Annotated in this window: 9 protein-coding genes; all 9 read right to left on the bottom strand. The window is 35.1% G+C overall.

Going from position 1 to position 7,096, the window contains the following annotated elements:
• A partial coding sequence (locus AC1TO5_RS20845) for a histidine phosphatase family protein (protein ID WP_482064759.1) occupies positions 1 to 352 on the bottom strand: 352 nt, incomplete at its 3' end.
• Positions 353 to 546: 194 nt separating this feature from the next.
• Positions 547 to 903, bottom strand: a complete 357-nt coding sequence (locus AC1TO5_RS20850) for an avidin-fold protein (RefSeq protein WP_482064760.1) — start codon at positions 901 to 903, stop codon at positions 547 to 549.
• 625 nt (positions 904 to 1,528) lie between these two features.
• Positions 1,529 to 2,314, bottom strand: a complete 786-nt coding sequence (locus AC1TO5_RS20855) for a hypothetical protein (RefSeq protein WP_482064761.1) — start codon at positions 2,312 to 2,314, stop codon at positions 1,529 to 1,531.
• A gap of 252 nt (positions 2,315 to 2,566) precedes the next feature.
• Positions 2,567 to 2,797 (bottom strand): hypothetical protein, encoded by a 231-nt coding sequence (locus AC1TO5_RS20860; RefSeq protein WP_482064762.1) that lies wholly within the window; start codon positions 2,795 to 2,797, stop codon positions 2,567 to 2,569.
• A gap of 350 nt (positions 2,798 to 3,147) precedes the next feature.
• Positions 3,148 to 3,579 (bottom strand): GNAT family N-acetyltransferase, encoded by a 432-nt coding sequence (locus AC1TO5_RS20865; protein WP_482064763.1) that lies wholly within the window; start codon positions 3,577 to 3,579, stop codon positions 3,148 to 3,150.
• Positions 3,580 to 3,756: 177 nt separating this feature from the next.
• Positions 3,757 to 4,233 (bottom strand): NUDIX domain-containing protein, encoded by a 477-nt coding sequence (locus AC1TO5_RS20870; RefSeq protein ID WP_482064764.1) that lies wholly within the window; start codon positions 4,231 to 4,233, stop codon positions 3,757 to 3,759.
• Between the two features lie 212 nt (positions 4,234 to 4,445).
• Positions 4,446 to 4,931, bottom strand: coding sequence for a hypothetical protein (locus AC1TO5_RS20875; protein ID WP_482064765.1), 486 nt, complete (start codon positions 4,929 to 4,931; stop codon positions 4,446 to 4,448).
• Between the two features lie 190 nt (positions 4,932 to 5,121).
• Positions 5,122 to 5,571 carry a DUF4279 domain-containing protein gene (locus tag AC1TO5_RS20880; RefSeq protein ID WP_482064766.1) on the bottom strand — a complete coding sequence of 150 codons (450 nt, stop codon included), beginning with the start codon at positions 5,569 to 5,571 and terminating at the stop codon, positions 5,122 to 5,124.
• Positions 5,572 to 5,753: 182 nt separating this feature from the next.
• Positions 5,754 to 6,683: a stalk domain-containing protein gene (locus tag AC1TO5_RS20885; protein WP_482064767.1), complete on the bottom strand. Its 930-nt coding sequence runs from the start codon at positions 6,681 to 6,683 to the stop codon at positions 5,754 to 5,756.
• Positions 6,684 to 7,096 lie beyond the last annotated feature (413 nt).

Below are 7,096 nucleotides of genomic sequence, written 5' to 3' on the forward strand. Positions count from 1 at the left end.
TCTGGCAATTAGAATTAGACTCCCCACCCGGTAAAGAATAATCAAGATCATTAAATCCCTCTCTAATAACTGACATTAACTCAGCATTTCCAATAATTTCTCCAGCAAAATGCCTTTCCCTGAGATCTTCAAATGTTTTGATATCTAGTCCTAAGTATTGTGCCAATCCCTCAATACTCAGGATTGCTCGGTTATATGGACTAGATATAATAACATCTATTTCTTCTTCTTTAAGAATTTCAGTAACTTTTTCAACATCACCCAAGCCCTTAATGGTGAGTCCTCTAGTTATTTCTGTTCCTTCGGTGTATAGTGATTCAGCGTGTCTAACCATATAGATGATGGTCTTCATATTATCCTCCTTGAAATGCTAACTTTTTACTGTGATTTCACATAACGTTCAGGTATTCACGAACTTGCGCAGCAAGTTGTCACTGAATCTGCTTCTTCTGCCAAATGCATCAAAGTGACCAAGGCGTAGCCGCTGCGTGAATACTGTGTTATGTGATGCTCCCTGCCTCTTCGAGTTTCTTAAAATCTATTTTTCTATGTTCTTACTTCTTCTATTATTGAATGTCCTATAGATTGATCTTTACATGTCCATTGCCATCTTTCATATATTCTTATTCGACCATCATCTAATATCTCTGGGGTTGAAATACATACTCCAGTCATTAATTCACCATTTTCATTCACATGATGATATCTCATATCAAGTTTTCCACTATCATCAACCGTTCCAACTAAGTGTCCAAGTAATATTCCTCCACCTGAATAATCAGCCCAAACCATTCGATCTTGTTGTCTATAATTAAATACTGTTTCACTAGTAATTTCACCATTGTCTGTGTTCTCAATGGATACAAAAGTCTTTCTATTATAATTAACTGTTTGAATAGTCAACACCTCTATATTATTATGGTTTCAATTTATGGTTTTTTTGTTGTAAGGGAGTTTCACATAACGTTCGTGTATTCACGAACTTCCGCAGCAAGTTGTCAGACAGAAACTTCATCCTGAATTTCCTCTGCTGACCAAGGGCGTATGCCCGCCGCGTGAATACGGTGATATGTGATGCATCTGACTTCTTGAAATACTTCACAAACCTAAATGTTGCCATGCTATCATTTTTATATGTCTTAATGACTTCATCTATATTGCTTTTTTTCCTTAAGGTTTCTGTTCATTCTTTTTTGAATCATGGTTTTCATCTGGGTTTTCTGACATTATAGTTGGACCTCCAACTGGTGCGGTTCATGGTGCGAGGATGAAACTAATTATTCTTGTGATTAGATTTGATGTTCGTTTCTACTTACTACAACGAGATACGATCTAGTATTGTTGCTTTTTCTGTTTGCTTTGAATAGCACTTGTATTTATATGGTTTTACCAATCCAGATGTTTCACATATCGTTCTTGTATTCACGAACTTGCGCAGCAAGTTGTCACTGAATATCTGCTACTTCTGCCAAAAGCATCAAGTGACCAAGGCGTAGCCGCCGCGTGAATACTGTGTTAGACGACGTACTTATCTTCCAAATAATCTTTGAATTATTGATTTACCCTTAATTACTGGTTCATCGAGAAATTTTGCACTTAACCAAAAAGAACCTGAAACAATTCCACCAGGAATAATTTTTTTACTTAAAAGTTCTTTATCTAAGACCACATCTATCTCACCACCTAATGTCTTGACTAGTGCCCAACAAAATGTTGCACCTGTATGTTCATTCGCAATAATAGAAGTGTCTACTACCCTGCCTGTAAATATTGCTCTAGCACAGGGTGTCTCCTCTTCTCCAAATAAACCTGAAGGTATGAATGACTCAGCAGCAAATTTCATATCACTGTCCTGAGATTTATTAAATTCATCTTCATCATCATATATACTCAGTTCATGTGCAAAGGCGGTCAACTGAATATTAAGTATTTGTGGAACTAGGAGTTCACCATAGTTGGCTCGGTTAGGCAAATCAAAGACAAATGGATAACTTCCTGACTCTCCTAATTCATCTATGGGATCAGCCCAAGCATGAAATGACCCGTCAAGTATAGAGTTTGAATCGTTTATTATTTCATTTGTTATCCCAACCTTCATTCTTGATGAACCGGAATAATGCGGATTCAAACCTATAATTTCATTACTCTTATTTAATTGAAGCCATAATTCAATTCCCTTTCCGTTCTGAGAAAATGAGTAATTTCCTTTCTTTGTTTTGATTGTTTCACCAGTAGTAAGAGCATACTCTGCTAATCTCTCAAAGTCTTCTCTAGAATCAACTTCGAATCCAATTGAAGTCATATGATTTGGCACTTAAAAAACCTCCATGAATTTAGTATGTCGTCTAACGTTCAGGTATTCACGAACTTGCGCAGCAAGTTGTCACATGAATCTACTACTTCTGCCAAAAGCATCAAAGTGACCAAGGCGTAGCCGCCGCGTGAATACTGTGTTATATGATGTGGGGGCTTCCTGATATACAATTAGAAAGCCTTTACTTTGTCTTCTCCAAAATAAAATCCCTTTAGCTGTTCATCAAATATTATTTTAATTCTTCTTGATTGATTACCTTTTTATGCTCCATTCTTCTAATTTGAGTTGATTATTAAAAACTATAAAGTCAGCGTCATCGAAATTTGTAACTTCAAATCCGGCAAACTTAACTTCATTGATTTTATCAACACTAAATATTTTTTCAGAAGGAACCACAATAAATTCTTTCTCATAGCTTACATTGAACAATTGATATTTTCGAATTAATCTCATGCCGAGTTCTAACTCGTCTAATTTAATCAACTCATCAACCCCTATACTACTTTGGACATCTCAGTAGTAGAAATTAGTTTTTCATTCATCTTCTTATTTAAATTTGAATTATTTTACTCGTCTTAGTGTGATCTTTCCAAATATGATATTACCCCAATTAAGACAATGAGAATAACAAAAGAAATCGCACTTATTATCAGGTTTTAATCGTATTTACCCCCCATGTCATATAACGTTCTTGTATTCACGAACATCCGTAGGAAGTTGTCACTGAATCTACTACTTCTGCCAAAAGCATCAAAGTGACCAAGGCGTAGCCGCCGCTTGAATACTGTGTTATATGAAGTCAGCCTCTTCCCCCGATTGTTCTAACAAACTCTTTATAGATATTTTTTAAATCCCTTACTCACTGACCCACTGTAACCTTCCTTTTCAAAGAATTGGTGAGCTCTTATACGTTGTGAGTTACTTAATAACATTATTCTGTGACAATCAATAGATTTGCAATAACCATCGACATACTCTAAAAGTTTTGGCCCAATATGCTTACTCCTGTGATTCTCATGGACTATTATATTTTCAAGCACTGCATATGGTCTAAGACCGTGCAGTGCCTGAAAACATATATTTAAGGTCACCGTTCCTAAGATTTCCCCTTCTTCATCGTAGACTAACAAAAAATTTGTAGGATCTAATCTGATTTTTTCTATTTGTTCTTCTAAAACATTCATTTTTTTGCTATTTGGAACTAACATTCTATAGAGATTGAATAATTGTTCTTTATCTTTCCCTACTGCTTCTCGGATCAACATAAATCTTGCTCCTTTCATTGTTTAGGCTGATTTCATATAACGTTCAGGTATTCACGAACTTGCGTAGCAAGTTGTCACATGAATCTACTGCTCTGTCAAAATCATCAAAGTGACCAAGGTGTAGCCGCTGCGTGAATACGGTGTTATACGAAGACTTGCTCTTCATTGATATGCCTACTACTTATTTGCATTCATCTCGAAAGTGCTTTCAAAATATGGTCCTGATCCTTGCATTATATAGTCCTTTATTATTTTTCTTACCGGATAGGGTTGAAGATTATGTCTTTCCATTTCATTAATATGAATCCAATAGAATTCCAAATGACTTTCTTTGGATACTGGGTTCCTTGTATGAGACAAATCTTCTATTTCAGTTTTAAATAAATGATTTATTTCCTGGTGATAGCTCTCTTCGTGATCAAATTCAGCTTCAACTGCTCCTATATATTCTTTTATTTCACTTATCAATCCTAGTTCTTCTTCAATTTCTCTTGATAAAGTTGTACGTATTCCTTCTCCAAATTCTACATGTCCGCCTGGTAAAAAAGTATTGTCCATCCCAATACAATGGGCTACTAATAAATATTGCTGACTTTCCGAAAGAATAATTCCCCTGGCTAATACATGATACTTTTGTTTTTTTTCATTTCTCATTTCGATTTACCTCCTATATGCTTGGATTTTTTATTGTGTATTAGCCCTAGCAAGTTTTCGTATAACGTTCAGGTATTCACGAACTTGCGCAGCAAGTTGTCACTTGAAACTACTCCCCTGTCAAAAGCATCACAGTGACCAAGGCGCAGCCGCCGCGTGAATACTGTGTTAGCTGATGTCATTGACTTCATTGTATTACTACCAAATTGAATTTATTTAATTAACGTTTTTAATTCTTTCAATAAACTTTTTTTGATTTTCAACTCATCTATTTGTTCATCCACTATTTTTTTGTATTTCTTCTTTAAGTTTTTTGGTATTTTATCTTGTACATCATTAATTAATCGCAGACATTCAAGTTTCACCTCTAGATTACTCTCTAAACACAATTCAATTATGGTATCTATGTATTCAAGATAGTTTAATGATCTTATCGAGTAAATTAATGTGCCCCTATAGCCTTCTGTTTTAGGTGATTGGAGTAATTCAATTATTACAGGGACTACTGCCTGGAAGTTCAAATCAGACAAAGTCAATGAAATTTGATTTCTTAATAAGTGATTTTCAGTTGTTCGTAATTGATTGAGTAAGTACTCGTTGTAACTACTGTTGTTTTCAGTTACCACTTCGTCTAGGATCTGTATTACTTCATCTATATTGTTTTGCAATATTTTTTCTTCAAGTTTTTTAAGAAGCAAGTAATCTCTCCATTCTGTAATTTGATTTCAATGATTTCAGCTAACGTTCAGGTATTCACGAAATTGCGCAGCAAGTTGTCACTGAATCTACTACCCTGTCAAAAGCATCAAAGTGACCAAGGCGGAGCCGCCGCTTGAATACTGTGTTATAAGATGTCCCCGCCTTCACTGTAAAACTAAAATATTAATATTATTCAAAATCAGATTTATATGGATTTGCATAGAGATCAAAATGAATTTCTGCTCCTAACTGATTTGCCATTTTTATAAATTCATGGCTTATCCCAACTGCAGGAGTTACACCATTATTCATTTTTATCACAATCATAAATAAACAATTTAAGTTATATTCCTTACAAAAGTTAGTGATTATCTCTTCTTTATTTTTTAATTTTATTAGAATTTTATTTATCTGTTCTTCCAATTCATATGTTTCTTCATAATCTGTTCCTAATTCCCAAGACGTTTCTTTCCTGATTTTTTTTCCTACATAACGGTAATGAGGACTTGGTTCTACTATGATTTCATCACCCTTTTCATGTGATTCCGTAGGTTCTAATTCCAAAACATCGGAAAGGTCCTGTATCGGAAAACTCTCACCATAAATACTTAAATAAACTTTAGCATTTGTATTTTCCAACAATTCACCTCGTGTTATTATTAGCGGGGATTTCTTATAACGTTCAGGTATTCACGAACTTCCGAAGGAAGTTGTCACTGAATCTACTACTTCTGCCAAAAGCATCAAAGTGACCAAGGCGTAGCCGCTGCGTGAATACTGTGTTATAGGATGTCAGCCCTTCTTCGAAATACTTGAACAATTCAAATATCATTTTGTGTAATAGTGATCTTATTAGAATCATCCACGTCACTATTCGTCGCTACGCTTAGCAGTTCGATAATCTCATCGTATGACTCGACGGATGATGTATTTAACGGGTCTAAAATATTCAGATACCCATTTTCAACTTTAACTTTCCAATACTCAGCAAGTTCTAAAGCAGTCCAAGTTTTACCAGCTGTTAGCAAAGGATTCGCACCAGATAGTAAAAGGAATTTGACTACTTCCACGTGTCCTTCAGAAGCAGCATGTTGGAGTAATGTATATCCGGGATTTAGACCTTCTGAGTAATAATTTACATCCATTCCGTTTTCTAAGAATAACTTCACTATTTCTACAGAATTATCAACAAAGCTATATATAGCAGGACCCACTGGACCAACCATAACAGTTGGATCAGCACCTGATTTTAACAATCCGGTGACTTCCACTATATTTTTGTTTAAAACAGCATCTAAAAGTTGGTTCTGTTTTGCAGAAGTAATCCATATTACATTTAATGATCCACCATATAGTTCTACGCTCCCTCCACTTGCGGTTCCGACAAATCTTAGAGGAATAAACGTTGTTCCATTTTTAATTGTTGGCGCTATTGGCATAACTTCGATATTATCATTAACTTTAGCGTTAACGGAGCCAATGGTAAGTTTAATTGTCTTGTCAGCATTTTTCCCTATCACCTGATTGTTTTTAGAATCCCACTCTACATTAAAGCCAAGTTGGTTGAAAAATGGGCGGAAAGGTATCATGGTTACTCCATTTTGTATGTAAGCCTGTGTAGTGAGCTTAAACTCTTTGTTATCAATAACAATATTATAAGTAACACTTTTGGCGTTCGGTTCGGTTGCGTTGATGAGCGAATTAAGTTGAAAGAAAAATATAACCAATAAAACAAGAACTCGTTTAATCATCTGATTATTTCACTCCTAGTATAAAATGATCGGAAAGGTTATTTTCATGATCTTGCCTATTAGTTTTAAGTAAACAATATTAATTTATTTTTCATTTTTTTTCGCTGATTTCCTATAACGTTCTCGTATTCACGAACTTGCGCAGCAAGTTGTCACTGAATCCGCTACTCCTGCCAATAGCATCAATGTGACCAAGGCGTAGCCGCAGCTTGAATACTGTGTTATACGCTGTTGTAATCCGAACTTCTCGAATGAAGACAGGACGTCGACCTTCAATTATTCAGTTTCTTGATTTTAACAGCTGTTTTAAATTGTTCTTAAAACTGTTTTTTTATTGTTCTTAAACATGCTTTTCAAGTGGTTCAAGTGGTTCAAGTGGTTCAAGTGGTTCAAGTGGTTCAAGTGGTTCAAGT

The organism is Paenibacillus sp. Y930 (genome assembly GCF_056786375.1).

Excerpts from the sequence above, each read along its gene's own strand:
- AC1TO5_RS20865 (WP_482064763.1), bottom strand. The coding sequence starts at position 3,579 with ATGTTGATCCGAGAAGCAGTAGGGAAAGATAAAGAACAATTATTCAAT.
- AC1TO5_RS20870 (WP_482064764.1), bottom strand. The coding sequence starts at position 4,233 with ATGAGAAATGAAAAAAAACAAAAGTATCATGTATTAGCCAGGGGAATT.
- AC1TO5_RS20885 (WP_482064767.1), bottom strand. The coding sequence starts at position 6,683 with ATGATTAAACGAGTTCTTGTTTTATTGGTTATATTTTTCTTTCAACTT.